The organism is Peribacillus sp. NPDC097284 (assembly GCF_044761765.1).
Taxonomy (GTDB): Bacteria; Bacillota; Bacilli; order Bacillales; family DSM-1321; genus Peribacillus.
This window is the reverse complement of record NZ_JBIWCZ010000002.1, coordinates 303,551-323,152: the sequence shown is the minus strand read 5'-3', so window position 1 is coordinate 323,152 and position 19,602 is coordinate 303,551. Positions and strand designations below refer to the sequence as shown.

16 protein-coding genes are annotated in these 19,602 nt (G+C 43.9%); 2 read left to right on the top strand and 14 right to left on the bottom strand.

Annotated features, from left to right (window positions below):
- Positions 1 to 154: 154 nt before the first annotated feature.
- The 5 genes from rpoZ to ACIQXU_RS07335 all read right to left on the bottom strand — a co-directional run bounded on the left by rpoZ (position 155) and on the right by ACIQXU_RS07335 (position 5,014).
- Positions 155 to 361 (bottom strand): DNA-directed RNA polymerase subunit omega, encoded by a 207-nt coding sequence (gene rpoZ, locus ACIQXU_RS07355; RefSeq protein WP_402868232.1) that lies wholly within the window; start codon positions 359 to 361, stop codon positions 155 to 157.
- Positions 362 to 364: 3 nt separating this feature from the next.
- A complete protein-coding gene (gmk, locus tag ACIQXU_RS07350) occupies positions 365 to 979 on the bottom strand; it encodes a guanylate kinase (RefSeq protein ID WP_402868230.1) in 615 nt (204 codons plus the stop codon).
- A gap of 10 nt (positions 980 to 989) precedes the next feature.
- Positions 990 to 1,253, bottom strand: coding sequence for an extracellular matrix/biofilm regulator RemA (gene remA / locus ACIQXU_RS07345; protein WP_034313813.1), 264 nt, complete (start codon positions 1,251 to 1,253; stop codon positions 990 to 992).
- 54 nt (positions 1,254 to 1,307) lie between these two features.
- Positions 1,308 to 2,183 (bottom strand): YicC/YloC family endoribonuclease, encoded by an 876-nt coding sequence (locus ACIQXU_RS07340; RefSeq protein ID WP_402868228.1) that lies wholly within the window; start codon positions 2,181 to 2,183, stop codon positions 1,308 to 1,310.
- 152 nt (positions 2,184 to 2,335) lie between these two features.
- Positions 2,336 to 5,014, bottom strand: coding sequence for a calcium-translocating P-type ATPase, SERCA-type (locus ACIQXU_RS07335; RefSeq protein ID WP_402987814.1), 2,679 nt, complete (start codon positions 5,012 to 5,014; stop codon positions 2,336 to 2,338).
- 323 nt (positions 5,015 to 5,337) lie between these two features.
- Here ACIQXU_RS07335 and ACIQXU_RS07330 point away from each other — a divergent pair, with 323 nt between their 5' ends.
- Together ACIQXU_RS07330 and ACIQXU_RS07325 are read left to right on the top strand one after the other, a co-directional pair.
- Positions 5,338 to 7,065: an Rqc2 family fibronectin-binding protein gene (locus ACIQXU_RS07330; RefSeq protein WP_402987811.1), complete on the top strand. Its 1,728-nt coding sequence runs from the start codon at positions 5,338 to 5,340 to the stop codon at positions 7,063 to 7,065.
- 387 nt (positions 7,066 to 7,452) lie between these two features.
- A complete protein-coding gene (locus ACIQXU_RS07325) occupies positions 7,453 to 8,202 on the top strand; it encodes an FxLYD domain-containing protein (RefSeq protein ID WP_402956233.1) in 750 nt (249 codons plus the stop codon).
- A gap of 283 nt (positions 8,203 to 8,485) precedes the next feature.
- Here the strand turns inward: ACIQXU_RS07325 and pyrE are convergent, their stop codons facing one another.
- The 9 genes from pyrE to ACIQXU_RS07280 form a co-directional block, all read right to left on the bottom strand.
- Positions 8,486 to 9,121 (bottom strand): orotate phosphoribosyltransferase, encoded by a 636-nt coding sequence (gene pyrE, locus ACIQXU_RS07320; RefSeq protein WP_402987808.1) that lies wholly within the window; start codon positions 9,119 to 9,121, stop codon positions 8,486 to 8,488.
- The gene (gene pyrF / locus ACIQXU_RS07315) at positions 9,115 to 9,831 is read right to left on the bottom strand and encodes an orotidine-5'-phosphate decarboxylase (RefSeq protein ID WP_402868220.1); all 717 of its coding nucleotides are present in this window, start codon (positions 9,829 to 9,831) and stop codon (positions 9,115 to 9,117) included. The genes pyrE and pyrF overlap by 7 nt, the downstream gene beginning before the upstream one ends.
- Entirely contained in the window at positions 9,803 to 10,744 is a 942-nt protein-coding gene (locus ACIQXU_RS07310; protein ID WP_402987805.1) for a dihydroorotate dehydrogenase, read from the bottom strand. The genes pyrF and ACIQXU_RS07310 overlap by 29 nt, the downstream gene beginning before the upstream one ends.
- Entirely contained in the window at positions 10,741 to 11,520 is a 780-nt protein-coding gene (locus ACIQXU_RS07305) for a dihydroorotate dehydrogenase electron transfer subunit (protein ID WP_402987802.1), read from the bottom strand. Before ACIQXU_RS07305 ends, ACIQXU_RS07310 begins: the two co-directional genes overlap by 4 nt.
- Entirely contained in the window at positions 11,517 to 14,723 is a 3,207-nt protein-coding gene (gene carB / locus ACIQXU_RS07300) for a carbamoyl-phosphate synthase large subunit (RefSeq protein ID WP_402987799.1), read from the bottom strand. Before carB ends, ACIQXU_RS07305 begins: the two co-directional genes overlap by 4 nt.
- Positions 14,702 to 15,808: a carbamoyl phosphate synthase small subunit gene (locus tag ACIQXU_RS07295; RefSeq protein ID WP_402987796.1), complete on the bottom strand. Its 1,107-nt coding sequence runs from the start codon at positions 15,806 to 15,808 to the stop codon at positions 14,702 to 14,704. The genes carB and ACIQXU_RS07295 overlap by 22 nt, the downstream gene beginning before the upstream one ends.
- Positions 15,805 to 17,091, bottom strand: coding sequence for a dihydroorotase (locus tag ACIQXU_RS07290; protein ID WP_402987793.1), 1,287 nt, complete (start codon positions 17,089 to 17,091; stop codon positions 15,805 to 15,807). The genes ACIQXU_RS07295 and ACIQXU_RS07290 overlap by 4 nt, the downstream gene beginning before the upstream one ends.
- Positions 17,054 to 17,989 (bottom strand): aspartate carbamoyltransferase catalytic subunit, encoded by a 936-nt coding sequence (locus tag ACIQXU_RS07285; protein ID WP_402987790.1) that lies wholly within the window; start codon positions 17,987 to 17,989, stop codon positions 17,054 to 17,056. The genes ACIQXU_RS07290 and ACIQXU_RS07285 overlap by 38 nt, the downstream gene beginning before the upstream one ends.
- Before the next feature lie 192 nt (positions 17,990 to 18,181).
- Complete coding sequence (locus tag ACIQXU_RS07280; protein ID WP_402868208.1) at positions 18,182 to 19,492, bottom strand: solute carrier family 23 protein; 1,311 nt, start codon at positions 19,490 to 19,492, stop codon at positions 18,182 to 18,184.
- Between the last annotated feature and the right edge of the window lie 110 nt (positions 19,493 to 19,602).

Here is a 19,602-nt window from a genome sequence, read left to right as displayed (position 1 = left end):
CCGCTTTTTGGATTGCTGTTTGTTTGCTCCTATCCAAAATCAAAACAAACAGGCCTGACACACCTTTGCCGCAGGAAGGAAGCAAGTTCCAAAAGTAACGCATCCTGTTTGCTGTTAGGGTGTCAGGCCCGATAGGTCAAGCTTAAGTGTTCAATTATTTTACTTCAGATGAATTATCATATGATAATTTACCAGAATAGATTTCTTCAAGGGCACGACCGACTGATTTGTGAGAAACTGGTTTAGCAATCATGCAGTTATCTTTAATTTGCATTTCTCTAGCACGCTTGGCTGCCACAGATACAAGTGAGTATTTTGAATCGATTTTCAGTAATAATGAATCAATAGATGGATATAACATAGTTTATTCCGCCTCCAACATTTTTTTATAAAGAACAGCAACTCTTTCCCGACGGCAATGTTCGGCAATTACAATTGCATTAATTCTAGCACAAGCAGCATCTACATGGTCATTTTCAACGACGTAATCATACAGATCCATAAGCTCTATTTCCTCTTTAGCCACCTTCATGCGCCCTTTGATCGCTTCCTCCGTCTCGGTACCACGGGTTACGATCCGACTTTCAAGTTCACTCAAGCTTGGCGGGGCAAGGAAAATGAATAGGCCTTCAGGAAACTTTTCCCGAACCTGCCTAGCTCCTTGTACTTCGATTTCAAGAAAAACATCTTTTCCGGAATCAATCGTTTCTCGGACATAATCAACAGGTGTTCCATAATAATTGCCGACGAACTCCGCATATTCCAGGAGCTTTCCTTCTTCAATCAACGCTTCGAAATCCTCACGCTTTTTAAAGAAATAATCTACCCCATCCACCTCACCTTGCCGTGGAAGTCGTGTCGTCATCGAAATTGAATACTCGAATGCCGTACCCGGCTGAGAAAAGATTGCCTTTCTTACGGTACCCTTACCCACACCTGATGGGCCGGACAAAACAATTAATAAACCTTTTTCTCTCATAATCTTTCAGTTACCCCTCTTCTACGCTATCATCTCGATCTTGAAGCCTTGCTGCAACCGTTTCCGGTTGAACGGCGGATAAGATGACATGGTCGCTGTCTGTAATAATAACGGCCCTTGTTCTTCTGCCGTATGTAGCATCTATTAATGATCCGCGATCACGGGCATCCTGGATAATCCTTTTTATTGGAGCAGATTCAGGACTTACAATGGATACGATCCGATTTGCGGAAACGATATTACCAAAACCAATATTAATGAGCTTAATTGACATTTTTGTCCCCCATTCATATTCTATTGTCGCCTTGACAGGGTTATCATAAACCGATTATTCGATATTTTGAACCTGTTCCTTCAATTTTTCAAGCAGGCTTTTCATTTCAACCACTTCTTTTGTAATGGCTGAGTCATTTGCCTTTGAACCGATCGTATTGACTTCCCTGTTCATCTCTTGAACGAGAAAATCCAATTTCCTCCCAATCGGTTGGCCTTGCTTAAGGGTATCCGAAAACTGTTGCACATGGCTATCGAGCCTAGTCAATTCTTCATTTATATCACATTTATCCGCAAATATGGCCGCCTCTGTGACAATGCGACTATCTTCAATCATTCCATCAGTCAACTCGGAAAGCTTTATTGTCAGTCGATCCTTATATTGCTTTACAACAGAAGGCGCATAGGTTTTAACCCCCGCTACAATCTCAGCAAACTTCTTTAACTGACTTTGCAAATCACTGGCCAGCCCCTGTCCTTCCTGAACACGCATTTGTTTCAGGTTTTCTAGGGCACCCTTTACTGATTCCATAAGCAACTTTTCCAAATCACTAGGAACGGTCGCTACTTCTTCCATCAAGAAAATCGATTCGAGTTGCAGTATATCTTGAAGCGAAATGGAACCGCCAAGGTTATATTTCCCCTTCACTGCATCCATCAGGCTTACATATTGATCTGCAAGATTCCAATCGATATCAACATTTTTAGAAACCAGGCTTTTCCCTTCGACCGTTATGAAGAGTTCCACCCGTCCCCTTCTTATGTATTCACTCGCCATTTTTTTCACTTTTTCTTCCAGAACCAACAGCTGGCGCGGCATTCGAATCGTATATTCGCAGAAACGATGGTTGACGGTCTTGATTTCTGCAAAGACCTTGACCTGTTCGTTTTGTGATTCTCCTCTTCCATAGCCCGTCATACTGGTAACCATGTCTCCACTTCCAATCAAACATAATGTAGTAACTTGGTATGTTCATTCAATCTATATCAGCATTTTCACGTCATGATCAGTATAAATAAAAGGTTCTAAAAATAAAAAGGTAATAGAGAAAGACTCTATCACCTAAAAGATTATATCATATTTTATTGTGCTTTTCTTGCTAAAAAGGTTCCCGCCAGTAAAAAAGTTGGGATTGATGACATTCCTACCACTAATAGCCAATCCCTGCCCGAAATCGGAACGGTGTGAAAGATTGCCTGTAGCGGCTGTACATACATGACAGCAAGCATTAACAACAGGGAAGAGAGCACTGCTCCCACTAAATACAGATTGCCAAACGGATTTCTTGAGAAAATGGACTTTTCACTCCGACAGTCAAAAACATGGATCAACTGGGCAAGTACAAGGGTCGCAAATGCGATGGTCTGTGCATATGCAAGATTATCAGGATTCGCACGATATACCACATAAAAGGCAATTAACGTCGAGATCCCAATTAAAAAACCACGTGAGAGGATTTTCCAGCCTAGTCCCCTCCCAAAAACCCCTTCATTAGCATTTCTCGGATTCCTTTTCATCACATCTTCTTCAGGATCATCGAGACCCAAAGCCATAGCCGGGAGTCCGTCCGTCACCAAGTTGACGAATAGGATTTGAATGGGAATCAATGGTAAAGGTAAGGCACAAAGCATGGCGAAAAACATGACAAGAATTTCACCAACATTCGATGCCAACAAATACCGGATAAACTTCCGAATGTTTTCATAGATGTTCCTTCCTTCTTTAATAGCCGATTTAATCGTGGCGAAATTATCATCGACCAAAATCAAGGAAGAAGCCTCCTTTGCGACGTCTGTACCCGTGATGCCCATTGATATACCGATATCGGCCGACTTTATTGCCGGAGCGTCATTGACGCCATCCCCCGTCATCGCAACAACATGTCCTTTATTCTGTAAAGCCTTCACGATTTTCAACTTATGTTCCGGGGAAACACGGGCGAACACAGACACTCCTTCAACGATTTCTTCGAGCTCGTCAACTTCCATCGCCGATAATTGATGACCTTCGAGTACACGGTCTTTCCCTCTTAAAATACCAAGATCTTTAGCAATAGCCCTGGCTGTTATAACATGGTCGCCCGTTATCATGACCGTTTTAATTCCCGCATCCCGGCATTCCTTCACTGCTTGTTTCACTTCAGGACGAGGTGGGTCTATCATGCCCTGCAGCCCCATGAAGGTCAAATTCCGTTCGGCCTCTGTCTCATGGAGTAGAATGGTTCCCTTTGAAAGTGGTTTGTAACCCACTGCAATCATCCGAAGTGCACTTGATGCAAGCTCATTCATTTTCAGTTGAACCCGTTCCTTGTTTTCCCGATTTAGCGGGTCCGTTCTACCGTCCACTAAAATCGTATCACTCTGGGCTAGCAAAACATCTGGTGCCCCTTTTACTACGACAAAATGGTTTTCTTTATCATCCTTGACTACAACACTCATCATCTTCCTTTCAGAATCGAATGGAAACTCCCTCACGATCGTGAACTGGTTTGACAAATGCTCCCTCGTCAAACCCGCCTTCATCGCCGCTACTACCATCGCGCCTTCTGTCGGATCTCCGTCAAGAATATATCCTTTACCTCTCTCATTTACCTCGGCTTTGTTGCAAAGAATCCCAAATGTCACCATTTGGAGGAGAGCCTTTTCATTTTTTGGAGCGACCGAAACTCCTCCTGAAGAAAACTCCCCAGTCGGATGATATCCTGTCCCACTTACATCCCATGTCTTCCCGCCACTCCAAATTTTCGTAACCGTCATTTTATTCTGGGTCAATGTTCCAGTTTTGTCGGAACATATCACCGTGGCACATCCAAGCGTTTCAACCGCAGGCAACTTCCTAACAATGGCCTTTTGTTTAATCATCCGTTGAACGCCAAGAGACAAGGCTACTGTCACAATGGCAGGCAAGCCTTCCGGGATGGCCGCAACAGCCAAGGAAACACCGGCTAAAAACATGGTATAAAGATCATGCCCTTGAAGGACACCCGTTAATACGACGACTCCAGTTAAGATCAACGCGGTAATGATTAAGATTTTTCCCAATTGTTCCAATCGTCGTTGTAGTGGCGTTTCCTTGGTTTCTGCTGTTTGAAGAAGGTCCGCTATCTTCCCCATTGCTGTGTTCATTCCTGTCGCGACAACAATTCCAATACCATTTCCTCTAGTGACCATCGTTCCCATGAACGCCATATTTTCCTGATCCCCGATGCTTTCCGCCTCGCCCATTAATGGATCGGAGCATTTCACGGCTGGAATGGACTCGCCAGTTAGAGCTGATTCTTCAATTTCAAGGCTGGAATGGTCGACGATCCGTAAATCTGCCCCTATTCGGTCCCCGCTTGCAAATTTCAAGATATCCCCTACTACCACTTCCCTTGAAGGGATCTTCAGCCATTGCCCGTTCCTTAATGCCTGAACCTGTGGGGCTGTCATTTCCTTTAAGGCATCCAATGATTTTTCAGCCTTACGTTCTTGAAAAAACCCAAGTACCCCATTTAAAAAAACAATGGCAATGATGGCAATCGCATCGATATATTCACCCAAGATGCCAGAGACCAAGGTTGCCGCAAGCAAGACAATGACCATAAAATCTTTAAATTGAGCGAAGAACAGTAAAATGGCAGATTGCTTTTCCCCTTCTTTCAGTTCATTGAATCCTTGCTTGTTCAGCCTGTCCTTTACTTCTTTCTCATTCAAACCAGCTTTCACGTCCGTTTGAAGCGCCTTCTCCATTTCTTGCTTATTCATTTCCTTGAACTCCATCGAGTATCACACATCCCTTTGAATAGAATGAAATAGGCCCCAGTATACATGCTCAAAACAGGCACTTAGCGTTGCTCACCCTCATCCGCCTGCATACTAAACTACATAAAACAACTGCTCTTCTTCCATGATTATTCAGACTCGTCCAAAAAAATGCTATAATTAATCTGAAATTGCACAAACGGATTATCCGACCTACCGATGGATTAATGAATGTCAGGAATAGACTCATTCCCATGTTTATTCCAGTAATATAGGCAACCATTTTAAAACGGCTATTGAAAGAGCCTTATAGAAAATCTTATGTAAAGGAAGTAAAATGAATGTCATTCGATGGATTATTCACGAAAGCGATAACGGAAGAAATCGCTTCTTTATTAAAAGGCGGGCGCATCAATAAAGTGCATCAGCCCTATAAAAACGAAATCATACTGGTGGTTCGGGCTGGAGGTAAAAATCAAAAGCTACTATTATCTGCACACCCGAGCTATTCAAGGGTACAGCTGACAGAAGAAAGCTATGAAAATCCGAAAGAGGCACCAATGTTCTGCATGCTGCTCAGGAAGCATCTGGAAGGATATACAATCGAGGACATCTATCAACATGAGCTAGATCGGATGATCATCCTCGAAGTGAAAGGTAGAAATGAACTGGGCGATGTTTCCCAGAAACAGCTAATCATCGAAATTATGGGTCGTCACAGCAATATCATCTTAGTTGATAAAGAGCGGAATATGATTTTAGACAGCATCAAACATGTATCACACGCTGTGAACAGCCACCGGGCGATATTACCTGGCCAGGAATACATTCTCCCCCCAGAACAGGAGAAGCAAAATCCATTTGACTCCACTGACGATGATATAAGGAAATCGCTGGACTTTAATGCTGGAAAGCTTGACCGTCAGCTAGTAGCCCATTTCTCAGGAGTTTCACCCCTAGCGGCTAAAGAGGCAGTTTACCGTGCTGGTTTGGCGAACAGTTCGACACTTCCACCTGCTTTCTCTAGCCTTATAAAAGAGATTGCAGATCGAGAGTATGTCCCGACCATCAAACAAGATGGCAGTAAAGAAGTTTTCTATATGCTTTCCCTGAATCACCTGAGGGGTAAAGAAAGGTCATTTCCATCCTTAAGCGAGATGCTTGACCGCTATTACTTCGGGAAAGCCGAACGGGACCGCGTCAAGCAAAAGGGCCAGGATATAGAACGCTTCATTACGAATGAAATAGAAAAAAACTCAAAAAAAATCGGCAAATTGGAACGTACGCTAAAGGAAACGGAACGCGGGGAACAATACCAGCTGTTCGGTGAATTGCTGACAGCCAACTTATATCAAATGAAAAAAGGCATGAAGGAAATCGAGGTCATCAATTATTACAATGAAGATCAAGAGACTGTCGTTATCCCGCTTAATCCATTAAAAAACCCATCTGATAATGCACAGAAGTACTTTTCAAAATATCAAAAGTCCAAAAATGCGGTCGTTGTCGTCCAAGAGCAAATCGAAAAAGCCCAACTGGAATTGGCTTACTTTGAAGCCTTGCATCAGCAATTGCAGTCTGCCTCACCAAAAGATATCGAGGAAATACGCGAAGAACTACAAGAAGAAGGCTACATCCGCCAGAAAAAGAAAAAGGGCATGAAAAAACCTGCCAATGCCAAACCGCAGCTTGAGACTTATTACAGTAGTGATGGAGACCTCATATTTGTCGGGAAAAATAATAAGCAAAATGATTACTTGACGAATAAATTTGCCCGTCGTGATGAAATCTGGCTTCATACGAAGGATATTCCCGGCTCACATGTCGTGATTCGGAATGAATCACCAAGTGAAAATACGATAAAGGAAGCGGCCGCTTTAGCTGCATTCTTCAGCAAAGCCAAGCAATCAAGTTCGGTGCCTGTCGATTTCACCCAAGTTCGCCATGTGAAGAAACCAAATGGATCGAAACCTGGGTTTGTCATCTATGAACAACAGCAAACCGTTTATGTTACCCCTGATGCCGATACGGTCATTTCTTTAAAAGAAGCGACACACGTAAAAGGATAAGTATTAATAAAAACAATACCATGTGAACTGCACCCCGCTTGTTAGACATGACCTAACAAGCGGGGTGCAGTTTTTATTTTGGTTGAAGCATCATCTTAGAGATGGTAAAAGTGAAGAATATACTAATAGAAATCGTAAAGAGAAGGGCCCTTTTGATCTCATGAAAAAACGATGCCTTGAATGTCACCAGGTCGAAAGTCTTGTTAAATAGTAAAAACAAAAAAAATAAATACATATTTTAGAAATCAAGATGGAATAAATACCTATTCAAAGATCTATGCTTCTCTAGTCCATCATTTGTAAAGCACTGAAGGTTTGATTTTTTCAACCAAATCCGTAAAAACTATGGTAATATAGTTCCTGTTGTAAAAGGGAGGAATTATTTCAATGAAAAAAATATGGAGTATGAGTCTTTTGTTGGTGGTTTTACTATTGACTGCCTGTTCAGGTGAGGAACAAACTGTTTCAACTGAGAAAGGTTCTTCTACCAATACAAAAGCTGAACAAAAAGATAAAAAAGAAGCGAAAGTAGAAATAATGCAAGAAACATTCGGTGCTTGGAAAGATTCTATTGATTCTGTTTGGGTGAACTATTCTGCCGAAGTGAAAAATACCGGAAATGCCCCTGCTTCGTTAAGTGATATCCAAATTAATTTTGAAGGGGAAGACGGAAGCGTCCTTGGTACGGCCAGTATGATAACGGCTACACCTGATGTCATCATGCCAGGTGAAACGGCGTATATTGGTGAATCCACTATTTTAGATTCTGTGAAAGACCCTAAATTGGTCAATAAAGCGTATTCTAATATAGATTTCGATACAACAGATGAGGAACCAGCCTATTTAAAAACGGAAAATGTTAAGTTGAACGCTTTGAGCGGTGATTTTTCAGATAATCCTTATTCTGTCACAGGGAATGTGATAAATGACGGGGATGAAAAAGCGGATGACATTCGTTTGGCATCTGGTTTATATGATGGAGAAGGGAAATTGGTAGGCGTATTGAATGGTTCATTAGATATTGGGTTGAATGCAGGTGGAAAAACGGCATTCGAACTGAACTATCCAGAACTTCCAGCTACCGTCAAAGGAAAAGCGAAAGAAGTAAAAACTGTTGCTTACAGTTGGAAGTGGTAATTTAATAGTATAAAAAAGGCTATTTTATTAAAAAAGTGATAACTAGAATGTTTCCACATGAAACAAACTTTGGTACACCGCTTGTATTAGTGGTGTGCTTTTTTATGTTAATACGAACCCTGATCACCCCCTTTTACTTCCACCATAGCCAAAACTGTAATGGCATAGTATATGTGTCATGGGGGTACGGTACCAAAAAAGTATAAAACAGCACCCCATATTCAGTAGAGAATACGTGGTGCTGTTTAAGCGTACCTATCAAACATCAACCCATTAGCTCTATTTATGCAGAAATCCAGGCGGAGTCTTCGGGATTTTCACGCCATTTTTTTAGCTTTTCCAGTTCCCCTGCAGTAATATAGCCTTTTTCATTAGCTACTTTAATCAATGAGGAATAATCACTTAAGGAGTAGTTCGTAATGTTTTCAGCAGTAAACTTTTCTTTTCCCTTTTCTAATTCGTATGTAAAGATGGAAACGACCCCAAGGACCTCGCATCCTGCTTTTCTAAGAGCGTCTACTGCCGTGATGACGCTACCGCCTGTAGATATTAAATCTTCAACGACAACCACTTTTTGACCTGACAAAGCACGCCCCTCAATTTGATTGCCCTTTCCGTGTTCCTTCGCTTTCGAGCGGACATAACACATCGGCAGGTCCATTTTATCACTCACCCAAGCGGCATGCGGTATTCCAGCCGTGGCGGTGCCAGCGATTAGCTCAGCATCCGGGAAGTTCTGTTCAATCAATTTTTTCAATCCCTCGGCGATTTCATTCCGAACCGCTGGATAGGAAAGAGTTAAACGATTATCGCAATAAATGGGTGACTTGATTCCAGATGCCCACGTGAATGGTTCATTTGGCTGTAGGAATACCGCTTTGATTTCTAAAAGTCGTTCTGCAATTAATTGGTTTAACATCGAATTCCCTCCCAAGATGCCTTCATGTCTAAATATGTTTGTAATGGATCTTTTGCAGATGTGATTGCTCTACCTACCACGATTGCATCGGACCCTATGATCCTTGCCTGCTCAGGAGTGGCTATTCTGTGTTGATCATGTGTTGGTCCACCTGCATTACGGATGCCTGGCGTGACCGTCATAAATTGGTCGCTGATATGTTCATGGATTCTTCTTACTTCATGCGTCGAGCAGACAACACCATCAAGGCCGGCCTGGCCTGAGAGCTTTGCATAGTGCAGTACTGCATCTTCAAGTGTTCCGTTGATGTTTTGTTCGAGATTCATTTGTTCCTGTGACGTACTTGTCAGTTGGGTCACCCCTATGCATAATGGGCGTTTTTTTCCGGTAGCCGTTCCACTATCAAGGCCTTCAAGTGCCGCTTCCATCATTCTGCTTCCGCCGGCCGCATGGACATTCACCATATCCACATTCAATGTAGCAAGCCCCCTCATTGCCATTTTGACCGTATTAGGGATATCATGAAGCTTCAAATCTAGAAAAATATCATGCCCTTGTTCTTTTACAAATGAAATGATTCCCGGTCCGTTCTGATAAAACAACTCCATCCCGACTTTAACTGCTAGTTTCTCCGATTGAAAATGTTGTAAAAATTGCTTCGTTTGAATCAGGCTAGGAAAATCAAGCGCGATGATTAACGATTGCTTCATTCTGCTTCCAACTCCTTCCGGTACATTGCGAAATATGCTCAAATCCTAACTCATCCAACAATTTGGGCAATTCTTCAATAATCGTCGGGCACACAAAGGGATCCACAAAGTTTGCTGTTCCCACCGCAACTGCGCTTGCACCTGCATAGAAAAATTCAATGACATCCTCCGCAGAAGAGATGCCGCCCATACCAATGATTGGAATCGAAACTTGCTGACTCACTTCATAAATCATCCTAAGTGCGACTGGTTTAATGGCAGGACCAGACAATCCACCAGTCTTGTTTGAAAGGATCGGCTGACCCGTTTTTAAATCCAACCGCATGCCGACTAGCGTATTGATCATTGTCAGACCGTCGGCCCCTCCCTCTTCAACCGCTTTGGCCATGGCTACAATATCGCTGACATTGGGAGAAAGCTTCACATAAACAGGGACCGAGGAAACTTCCTTTACTGCCTTAGTTACTTCCTTTGCAACTTCGGGAATCGTCCCAAAAGCGATGCCGCCTTCTTTCACATTCGGGCAGGAGATATTCAATTCAAGTGCCACGACATTCTCTGCCTTGCTTATGTCCCGGGCAACTTTCACATAATCGGCTATATGGGATCCGGCAATGTTTGCGATGATCGGCACATCATATTTATCGAGCCACGCCAATTCTTCATTGATGACTTTATCCAGACCCGGGTTTTGCAATCCGATTGCATTCAGCATCCCTGAGGAGGTTTCGGCGACACGCGGTGTCGGATTGCCAAAACGAGGCTCTGGTGTGGTCGCTTTAATCATGATGGCTCCCAATATATCCAAATCAAAGAACTGGCTGTATTCACGCCCGAATCCAAAACAGCCCGAAGCTGGCATGACCGGATTTTTTAAGTGTAAACCGGGTAGTTCTACCGATAATCTGCTCATAGTACCACCTCTCCTGAACGAAATACGGGTCCGTCACTGCATACCTTCTTATAACTAAAGCCTTCCGGATCGTCTGCAGTGTGACATATGCAGGCAAAACAAGCACCGATGCCACACCCCATCCTTTCCTCTAGCGATAGATAAAGCTTCTTGTCGCTATACCCCGCTTCCAACGCCTTCAACATCGGCGTTGGCCCGCAGGAAAAGACCGTTTCAAATTCCGCACCCAGCTTCTCGATTACCGTCGTAACGAATCCTTTTGTCCCATATGATCCATCCACCGTTGCAATATATGTATCTCCTAATTCACTAAACTCTTCTTCATAAAAAACGGCAGCCATCGTTTGGAAACCAAGCACATGAATAACCCGAACGCCTCTGGCAACCAGCATTTTTGAGAGCTGGAACAGGGGAGGGACGCCTATCCCCCCACCGACCAACAATGCAATCTCCCCAGCTTTCGCTTCATCAACCGGAAAGCCGTTGCCAAGTGGGCCGAGAATATCTACCCCTTCCATCTGCTTTCGCTGGGACAATAATGTTGTTCCCTTCCCTTCAGCCCGGTAAATCATCGTGAATTCCTTTTTGCTTTTATTGTAAGAAGAAATCGAAATCGGGCGTCTTAGCAGCGGCTCGGTACCTTCCGTCGGTTTAATTTGGACAAATTGCCCCGGCTGCTTCATTTCAGAAACTAACTCACCTTGTAGGGTTAGCTCAAAGATAGATGGAGCCAGCTCTTTATGTGTCAACACCTTCATTGTTTCCTTCTTGATCATGTATAGCTCACCTCACGACTTTTTTTCGTCTTTCCCATGGCTTCCGTCGAGAATGTCATGGATTCGATCACTCTTAAAATGGCTTCTGCTGTATCCAATGATGTCAAGCAGGTAACTCCATTTTCAACCGATTCACGTCGAATCCTGAACCCATCCCGCTCCGGTTGCTTCCCTTTTGTCAATGTATTGATGACGAACTGGGCTTCGCCATGACGGATGACATCCAACAGATTCCTGCCTTCTTCTCCGATTTTTCCTACGACAGCAGTTGGGATGCCCGACTCTTCCAGCATATTCGCCGTTCCACTTGTGGCAATTAGCTTGAAGCCGATGTTATGGAAGCGTCTGGCTAATTGAAGTGCTTCCTGCTTATCTTTATCCGATATGGTTAACAAGACCGTTCCATGGCTTTGTATGGTGAAGCCGGAAGCGACAAGTCCTTTGTATAGGGCCTTTTCAAGTGTGCTATCTTTCCCCATGACTTCCCCAGTCGATTTCATTTCAGGCCCGAGTGATATGTCCACTCCTCTCAATTTAGCAAAAGAGAAGACAGGCACTTTTACATAGACCCCGGTTTGTTCGGGAACCATTCCTGACTGATACCCATGACTTTCAAGGCTTTGTCCCAGAATCACCTTTGTTGCGAGGTTCGCCATGGGTACATTTGTGATTTTACTTAAGAATGGAACCGTACGACTTGAACGTGGATTCACTTCTATGACATACACTTCGTCATTACTGATGACATATTGGATGTTCAGCAAACCAATGATTTTCAATCCTTTTGCCAATCTGGTGGTGTAATCGATGATCACTTCTTTTTGCTTATCCGTTAGGCTTTGGGGCGGATAGACGGCAATCGAATCGCCCGAGTGAACCCCTGCCCGTTCGATGTGTTCCATGATTCCAGGAATGACCACGGTCTTGCCATCCGAAATGCCGTCCACCTCCACTTCTTTACCCGTTAGATACCGATCAATCAGTACCGGGTGTTCCGGATTGATTTTCACCGCATTTTTCATGTAATGAAGCAACTCTTCTTGTTTGTAGACAATTTCCATCGCTCTTCCTCCGAGTACATAGGAAGGCCTTACTAAAACCGGGTATCCGATATCTTCAGCAATGATGATCGCTTCTTCGACGGACGTGGCCGTTTTCCCTTTAGGCTGTGGAATGCCCATTTCTTGGAGAGCGGTTTCGAATTTGTTTCGATTCTCCGCACGGTCCAGGTCTTCTAAAGAGGTACCGAGTATTTTCACACCCCGATGAACTAACCCCTCTGCAAGATTGATGGCGGTCTGCCCGCCAAATTGGACGATGACCCCTTCTGGTTTCTCCAAGTCGATGACATGCATCACATCTTCAAGTGTCAACGGCTCGAAGTAAAGCTTATCGGAAATACTGAAATCTGTTGATACCGTTTCAGGATTATTATTGATGATGATTGCTTCATAGCCCGCTTCCTTAATGGCCCACACGGAATGTACGGTCGCATAGTCGAATTCAACACCTTGACCAATTCGGATCGGACCAGACCCCAGTACGATGACGCTTTTTTTATCCGTTACCACCGATTCGTTTTCCTCTTCATACGTTCCGTAAAAATACGGCGTTTCTGATTCGAATTCTGCGGCACACGTATCAACCATTTTATAAACTGGTATGATTCCATGCTGTTTTCGATATTCATATACATTGATTTCAGCGACTTCCCAGATTTCCGAAATGGTTTTGTCGGAAAAGCCAAGCTCTTTAGCCTTCTGCAGGACTTCCGTGTCATAAATATGAGTACGTAACTCTTGTTCAAAGTCGATGATTTTCTTCAGTTTATGAAGGAATAATAAATCGATTTGACTCCATTCGTGAATGGTTTCTATCGTTTTTCCTCTTCTTAATGCCTCACCGATATAGAATAACCGTTCATCTCCCGCTTTCCGGATTCTTTTTTCAATTAATTCATCATTGAAATTCTCACTCAACTCGAGGTGATATACCCCGGCTTCAAGGGAACGAACAGCTTTAAGTATCGATTCCTCGAATGTTCGGCCAATCGCCATGACTTCTCCAGTTGCCTTCATTTGCGTGCCGAGTCTACGGTTGGCACTTTCAAATTTATCGAACGGCCACCGAGGGATTTTCGTGACGACATAATCTAGCGCCGGTTCGAAGCTGGCATACGTTTTGCCCGTAACCGGGTTCATCATTTCATCTAGCGTCAAACCGACTGCAATCTTAGCCGCAAGTTTGGCTATCGGGTATCCTGTCGCTTTCGATGCGAGTGCCGATGAACGGCTTACCCGTGGATTGACTTCAATCACATAGTATTGGTAGCTATCTGGGTCAAGGGCAAGCTGAACATTACAACCACCTTCGATTTTCAAGGCACGAATGATTTTCAATGAAGTGTTCCTAAGCATTTGGTACTCTCGGTCACTTAGCGTTTGACTTGGTGCCGCAACAATCGAATCACCTGTATGTACACCGACTGGATCGAAGTTCTCCATATTACATACGACTATCGCATTATCATTGGAGTCTCTCATCACTTCATATTCCACTTCTTTAAAACCGGCAATGCTTTTCTCAAGAAGGCATTGATGGACAGGGCTGCTTTTCAAGCCGCCTTCAACAATCTCAATCAATTGCTCTTCGTCTTCACAGATCCCGCCTCCTGTTCCCCCCAATGTGAACGCGGGACGAACGATGACTGGATAGCCGACTCGTTCCACGAACGCATAGGCCTCATCTAAATTATGTATAATGTCGCTATCCGGAACCGGCTCATCGAGTTCATTCATTAACGTGCGGAACAAATCCCTATCTTCCGCTTGTTGGATGGCAGAAAGTTTCGTGCCCAGAATCTGGACGTTGCATTCTTCCAATATCCCCGCATTGGCCAATTCCACGGCCATATTCAATCCCGTCTGTCCGCCCAAAGTCGGAAGCAAGGCATCCGGACGCTCTTTGCGGATGATTTTACTAACAAATTCCAGGGTGATCGGTTCGATATAAACCGCATCAGCCATTTCACTGTCGGTCATGATCGTCGCGGGGTTTGAGTTGATCAGAATTACCCGGTAGCCCTCTTCTTTTAATGCGATGCATGCTTGAGTTCCTGCATAATCGAACTCAGCGGCCTGGCCGATTACGATTGGACCAGAACCAATAACTAAGATGCTTTTTATATCTGTGCGTTTTGGCATGTTTCTTCCCCCTTTGTAGTGGCAACTTCAATGTTCCGTAAAAATTCATCGAAAAGATAATTGGCGTCTTCCGGTCCTGGTGACGCCTCCGGATGGTACTGAACCGTAAAGGCCGGGTAATGTTTATGGCGTAAACCTTCGATGGTATCATCATTCAAGGCAGTATGTGTAACGGTAAGGTCGGTATTTTCGATTGAATCCGTTTCGACTGTGTAACCGTGATTTTGCGAAGTAATGGACACTTTTCCCGTACGAAGATCCTTTACTGGATGGTTGGATCCGCGATGACCGAATTTTAGTTTGTCTGTATCTGCCCCGTTTGCAAGCGCGAACAGCTGATGGCCCAGGCAAATTCCGAATAGTGGGACTTCTTTCTGGATTGTCCGAATCATTTCTAACGTTTCCCGAACGCTTTTTGGGTCTCCAGGTCCATTGGACAGCATCACTCCATCCGGATGATAGTTCATGATCTCCTGTGCCGTGATGTTATAAGGAACGACCACGACGTCACACCCACGTTTCGTCAACTCTCGTAAAATACCATGCTTCATTCCGTAATCGACTAGAACCACTCGCGGTCCCCTACCTGGACTTGAGTAGGCCGTTTTAGTAGATACCTGTTTCACTTGAGTGGTCGGGAGTACCGTTGCTTTAAGCTGGGCAATAACCTCATCGGCCTTCTTATTCATATTACAGAGCGCCCCTTTAAGAGCACCTGTCTTTCTGATGATCCTTGTCAGCTTTCTCGTGTCAATCCCGGAGATTCCAGGGATATTCTTCATTTTCAAATAGTCATCAAGTGATAATTGGTTGCGCCAGTTAGAAGGAAATTCTGCAGTTTCCTTCACGACGAATCCCGCTATGGCTGGATTGATCGATTCAAAATCGTCTCGGTTTATTCCATAGTTCCCAATTAGCGGATATGTCAAAGTAACAATTTGACCACAATAAGATGGATCAGATAAAATTTCTTGATAGCCTGTCATCCCTGTGTTAAATACGACTTCCCCGATTTTCTCCACGTCTCCACCGAATGCTTCGCCAATGAAAACCGTACCATCTTCTAAAATAAGCTGTCTTTTCATCCCTGAACACGTCCTTTTTCCCAAGCTAACTTTCCTTCTGAAATCGTCATGACCGGCCACCCCTGACATTTCTTGTCATGGAAAGGTGTATTTTTTCCCTTTGAAGCGAATTCTTCTTTATTGATCGCCTGTTTTGCATTCAAATCGATTAACGTGATATCCGCCACAGCTCCTTCTTTTAGCTGGCCGAATGGAAGCGAGAAGCAATCAGCTGGTTTGATGGTCAGGAAGTCTACCAACTGTTTCAGAGTGATGATTTCTTTTTTGACCAGTTCCGTATAAAGCAGTGGGAAGGCCGTTTCTAGACCTACAATTCCGAATGGAGCAAGCTGCATGCTTTGCTCTTTTTCCTCAACGCTATGAGGGGCATGGTCTGTTGCGATAAAATCGATGGTTCCATCAAGCAAGCCTTCGATTAAAGCATCACGATCTTCGCGTCCCCTTAAAGGAGGGTTCATTTTATAATTCGTATCAAGCCCTGGTATATCATCTTCTGAAAGTAATAGATGATGTGGGGTCACTTCCGCAGTGACTTTGATACCGGCACGTTTAGCGTCTCTTACGGTTCTTACCGATTCTTTCGTTGATATATGGCAGACGTGGTAATGGCAGCCTGCCGCTTCCGCAAGCAATATGTCACGGGCAATATGTACAGCTTCGCATACAGAAGGAATTCCATTGATTCCATTTTCTTTGGAGAATCTCCCCTCATGAACGGAGCCTTTATTGATTAAGCTATTATCTTCACAATGGGCGACCACAGCCATATCAATGGCAGCTGCCCGCTTCATCGCTTCAAGCATCATTCCTGCCTCTTGAATGCCAACACCATCATCCGTAAAGGCGAATGCCCCTGTCTTCTTCAGTGCTGAAAAATCAGTCAGCTCCTTGCCAGCTTCTCTAATCGTGATCGAAGCATAGGGCAACACGCGAACATGTGCCGTTTCTTCAATTTTTTTATTCAACGCCCCAAGGTGCTCCACAGTATCAGGTACAGGTCTTGTATTGGGCATGGCTGCTACTGTCGTAAAGCCACCTCTGGCCGCCGCCAAGGTTCCCGTTTCAATGGTTTCTTTATGTTCTCCCCCCGGCTCACGTAAATGTACATGTAGATCTATGAATCCTGCTGTAACAAGCAGCCCATCAGCATCTACTACTTTACTATCTTCCGTAGCCAGGTTCTCCCCTATTTTCGTGATGAACCTTCCCTCTATTTCTATATCTGCTTTCTTGAATTGATTTTGATTATCTAGCAATACTCCATTTTTGATGACAGTTTTCATGAGTGTTTCCTCCCTTATTTTTTTCAAGCACATTTTTTAACACAGCCATTCTGATAAAAACGCCATTTTGCATTTGTTTGAAGATTCTTGAGCGGCTGCATTCGACCAAATCACTGTCAATCTCAACTCCGCGGTTAATGGGGGCTGGATGCATGATGATGGCACATGGTTTCATCGTTTTTTCACGAATCTTATTCAAGCCAAACCTTTTCAAATACTCCCCATTTTCCACGTCATATTTATCACTATGCCTTTCATGTTGGATTCGGAGCAACATGACCACATCCGCTGTCGCTACAGCTTGATCGATACCTTCGTATTTCGCCAATCCATTGTTTACGTCAAACCATTCGGGAGGACCTGAGAATACAACTTCTGCACCTAGGCGGGTGAGTGCGTCTGCATTGGATTTAGCCACACGGCTATGCCTCACATCTCCAATAATCGAAATTTTCAGACCTTTAAAACTAGTAAACTCTTGCTTTATCGTCAATAAATCGAGCAGAGACTGTGTCGGATGATTTCCGCAACCATCACCCGCATTGATGATGGGGATATGTAATTTGCCTCTCAACTCATCAAAATAGTTGTCCTGCTCATGACGGATGATGAGAGCTTTGACTCCAATCGATTCAAATGTTTTCGCTGTGTCGTATAAGGTTTCTCCTTTTAACACGGATGATGTCCCCGCATCAAAAGGAATGACCTCAAGTCCTAATTTCCTTTCAGCCATTTCAAAACTTGATTTGGTTCGCGTGCTTGGCTCAAAGAACAGATTGGCGACCATCGTCTGCTGCATAGGCATCCAGTTCGTTCCATTGGCAAACCCCTCTGCCTCGTATAAGATCGTTTCGATTTCAGTTAAAGATAGCTCATTCATCGTCAATAATTTTTTCATCATTCCTGCTCCTTTCACAATCTTTTTTTGTGATGCGGGGCATAAAAAAAGCCCCGTCATTTAAGGACAGGGTGAAGGTCATAAAGACTTGGAGTACTCGGGAAATTCCCCCTTTCCTTTCCTCTTCCGTCTTTACTGCAACACCCTTCTAAGTCTCTCTGGACTTCTTTTAAAAGGTGATTTATTTAATGTTTATTTTTCAAAGATGTTTCCGGTCACTTTTTCTCTGTCCGGCAATACCAAGTTAAGTACAATCCCCACTATTGCTGATAGCGCCATTCCGGATAAAGAAACATTTGCGGATAATTGTACGAATGCTCCACCAATCCCAATTACTAAGATGACCGAAGCAATCATCAAATTACGTTTTTTATCAAAATCCACTTTATTATCAATCAACATCCTTAAACCGCTTGAAGCGATGATACCAAAGAGAAGAATGGAAATCCCCCCCATGACGGCCGTTGGTATTGATCCGATCACCGCTGAAATCTTCCCGTTGAAACCGAAGATCATAGCAGTCAAAGCCGCACCACCGATGATGTAGACGCTAAATGCCTTTGTCATCGTCAGGACCCCGATATTTTCTCCATACGATGTAAGTGGTGGTCCCCCGATAATGGAACCAATCATGATGCCTGCGCCGTCACCAAGGATGGATCGATGTAAACCCGGCTTTTCCAAAAAGTTTCTACCTACCACTTTACTTAATACCATTTGGTGTCCGATATGTTCAGATAAGGTGACGATGGCGACCGGGACCATGATGGCGATGACTTCCCATGAAAAGGTGGGTGTATAGGTTATACCAGGAATCATGAATTCCGGCATTTCCCACCATTTTGCCGTTTCAATCGGTCCATAATCGATAATGCCTGCAATTGCCGAGCAGCCATATCCGACTATGATCCCCATCAATATTGGAATCAGGTTAAGAAAGCCTTTAAAAAATACGTTACAGATAATCGTAGCTGCCAAGGTGATGAGTGCTATGATGATGTAAGTAACGCTGTACTTGTCTTGCGGATCATACATGGCCATGTCAACTGCTGTCCCAGCGAGGCTCAGCCCGATTACTATGATGACGGGACCGACGACCACCGGTGGCAATAGAACCATCAACCAGCGTAAACCGACTTTATGAATGACCAACGCCACTATTCCATATATGAGTCCTGCTACAAAACAGCCGATCATGGCCGCTTCCGGTCCACCAAGTGACTTGGCCGCGATTATGGGTGCTATGAAAGCAAATGATGAACCAAGATAAGCAGGGATTTGGCCTCTAGTAATCAATAAGTATGATAATGTCCCTACCCCACTGGAAACCAATGCTACTGCAGGGCTCAGACCGACCAGGAATGGCACTAGCACCGTTGAACCAAACATCGCAAACAGGTGCTGGATGCTTAATGTCACCCATTGACCAAACCTTGGTACGTCTTCCACGTCGAGGATGATGTCTTTTCTTTCGTCTTCCATTTCTTTTCCCCCTATGAACATTGCATCTAAGCCACAAAAAAAAACCTCTTTGCAGCATATACAAAGAGGGTTTCACGGATGGGCCTGCCCTATACCTGTCAGGCTAAGGTCCCTTTCCATTTCACTCCCTT

What these genes read in the sequence shown, in the direction of transcription:
- rpoZ (WP_402868232.1), bottom strand. Translation starts at nt 361, where the DNA reads ATGTTATATCCATCTATTGATTCATTATTACTGAAAATCGATTCAAAA.
- gmk (WP_402868230.1), bottom strand. Translation starts at nt 979, where the DNA reads ATGAGAGAAAAAGGTTTATTAATTGTTTTGTCCGGCCCATCAGGTGTG.
- remA (WP_034313813.1), bottom strand. Translation starts at nt 1,253, where the DNA reads ATGTCAATTAAGCTCATTAATATTGGTTTTGGTAATATCGTTTCCGCA.
- ACIQXU_RS07340 (WP_402868228.1), bottom strand. Translation starts at nt 2,183, where the DNA reads ATGGTTACCAGTATGACGGGCTATGGAAGAGGAGAATCACAAAACGAA.
- ACIQXU_RS07335 (WP_402987814.1), bottom strand. Translation starts at nt 5,014, where the DNA reads ATGGAGTTCAAGGAAATGAATAAGCAAGAAATGGAGAAGGCGCTTCAA.
- ACIQXU_RS07330 (WP_402987811.1), top strand. Translation starts at nt 5,338, where the DNA reads ATGTCATTCGATGGATTATTCACGAAAGCGATAACGGAAGAAATCGCT.
- ACIQXU_RS07325 (WP_402956233.1), top strand. Translation starts at nt 7,453, where the DNA reads ATGAAAAAAATATGGAGTATGAGTCTTTTGTTGGTGGTTTTACTATTG.
- pyrE (WP_402987808.1), bottom strand. Translation starts at nt 9,121, where the DNA reads ATGTTAAACCAATTAATTGCAGAACGACTTTTAGAAATCAAAGCGGTA.
- pyrF (WP_402868220.1), bottom strand. Translation starts at nt 9,831, where the DNA reads ATGAAGCAATCGTTAATCATCGCGCTTGATTTTCCTAGCCTGATTCAA.
- ACIQXU_RS07310 (WP_402987805.1), bottom strand. Translation starts at nt 10,744, where the DNA reads ATGAGCAGATTATCGGTAGAACTACCCGGTTTACACTTAAAAAATCCG.
- ACIQXU_RS07305 (WP_402987802.1), bottom strand. Translation starts at nt 11,520, where the DNA reads ATGATCAAGAAGGAAACAATGAAGGTGTTGACACATAAAGAGCTGGCT.
- carB (WP_402987799.1), bottom strand. Translation starts at nt 14,723, where the DNA reads ATGCCAAAACGCACAGATATAAAAAGCATCTTAGTTATTGGTTCTGGT.
- ACIQXU_RS07295 (WP_402987796.1), bottom strand. Translation starts at nt 15,808, where the DNA reads ATGAAAAGACAGCTTATTTTAGAAGATGGTACGGTTTTCATTGGCGAA.
- ACIQXU_RS07290 (WP_402987793.1), bottom strand. Translation starts at nt 17,091, where the DNA reads ATGAAAACTGTCATCAAAAATGGAGTATTGCTAGATAATCAAAATCAA.
- ACIQXU_RS07285 (WP_402987790.1), bottom strand. Translation starts at nt 17,989, where the DNA reads ATGAAAAAATTATTGACGATGAATGAGCTATCTTTAACTGAAATCGAA.
- ACIQXU_RS07280 (WP_402868208.1), bottom strand. Translation starts at nt 19,492, where the DNA reads ATGTTCATAGGGGGAAAAGAAATGGAAGACGAAAGAAAAGACATCATC.